This is a genomic window from Lactobacillus laiwuensis (assembly GCF_019972835.1).
GTDB classification, from domain to species: Bacteria; Bacillota; Bacilli; order Lactobacillales; family Lactobacillaceae; genus Lactobacillus; species Lactobacillus laiwuensis.
The window spans coordinates 1-1,185 of sequence record NZ_BPPB01000042.1 but is presented as its reverse complement, the minus strand read 5'-3'; the positions used below and the strand labels follow the sequence as shown (position 1 = coordinate 1,185).

Sequence of the window (1,185 nt, the reverse complement as noted above, 5' to 3'; positions counted from 1 at the left end):
CTTCCCTTTTGCTATACGGCTTCAAATTCACAAACATTTTTTTGCTGCAGTTTGAAGCCTTGTAGCACTAAGTTTCGTAGCAACTTCGCTTAATGTACATTATGTTAAGTTGCTTTGGTATATATGGAATTATTTTTTTGATTAGGTATTTAATCTGCTTAATTTGTAATTAATTTGCGTATTTGAGTTTTGGTTTGCTTATTTTTTGTTATTTTTGAAGAATATCATCCATTCATAAACACATGTAATAACTGCTATTAGATAATCATACCAATGAAAAGCTTTTGAAAAGCCCACTAAAGAGAGGAGAAACACAGCAATCAACGCTAAAGTAAAAAGGATAGGCATAGCAAGCGTCATATTGTATCTGGCAAGCCAAGTATCGATTGGCAGAAGCTCTAGAGCCAAGATAATGATTATTATTAAAGTAGTATTCATGTTATAGTCACACCTTTTAGATTATTTAAAGATAGATAAATACGACTGTTCGTGCCGTCCAGTAAGCGACTGTGCTGTTAAGGTGAAGATAATGAATTAGCGCATATCGTATACCATCTTCAGCTTTACCTTCATAATCAGTTAGAAAGTTTACAAAAGCTTTTAGTGGCTTAGTTTTTAAACTGTTACCAGTAATTTTAGCAACGTATTTGGCAATTTTCTTAATTGTTTCTAACTTTAAGCCACGTGTCAGGTTATTGTTTTGTTCAGTAATTTTGTCTTGTAAGAGAGTATTCTGCTGCTCCTCATTAAGTCCAGCACCATTAACAATTTGATCAAACTCATCTTGTTGATCTTTAGTTAATGAACCGTACAATGCCCCATATGAACTGTTGTTTTGATTTTCATTGGAATTACTTACGGAGTTGTCCGTAGCAGCAAATGTATTTACTACAGTTGTTGCCATAGTCGTTCCTATAAAACTTGCTGCCCCAAGAGAAATTCCCAATTTTTTAATGGTACTTTTCATAATAGTACGCCTTTCATAATATTTTAGATCAATGTCGACATTGATATTAAAACCATAGTTCAGCATAAAAATTTGTCAACAAATAATATTAAAAAATAATCATGTATATATAAACATATAGTTCGTTAAATATCCAGTTAATTTGTGCTTTATAATATGAAATTATCAAGTTTTTCAAAGATTAATAACTAGAAGATAAAATAAAAAATGACTCTTAC

2 protein-coding genes are annotated in these 1,185 nt (G+C 31.1%); both read right to left on the bottom strand.

The annotated features are described in order from the left end of the window. Window positions 1-198 precede the first annotated feature (198 nt). A complete protein-coding gene (locus tag LDM92_RS09800) occupies window positions 199-438 on the bottom strand; it encodes a hypothetical protein (protein ID WP_038521144.1) in 240 nt (79 codons plus the stop codon). 25 nt (window positions 439-463) lie between these two features. Next, window positions 464-967, bottom strand: a complete 504-nt coding sequence (locus LDM92_RS09795) for a hypothetical protein (protein ID WP_038521147.1) — start codon at window positions 965-967, stop codon at window positions 464-466. Window positions 968-1,185: the final 218 nt, after the last annotated feature.

Excerpts from the sequence above, each read along its gene's own strand:
- LDM92_RS09795 (WP_038521147.1), bottom strand. The coding sequence starts at position 967 with ATGAAAAGTACCATTAAAAAATTGGGAATTTCTCTTGGGGCAGCAAGT.
- LDM92_RS09800 (WP_038521144.1), bottom strand. The coding sequence starts at position 438 with ATGAATACTACTTTAATAATAATCATTATCTTGGCTCTAGAGCTTCTG.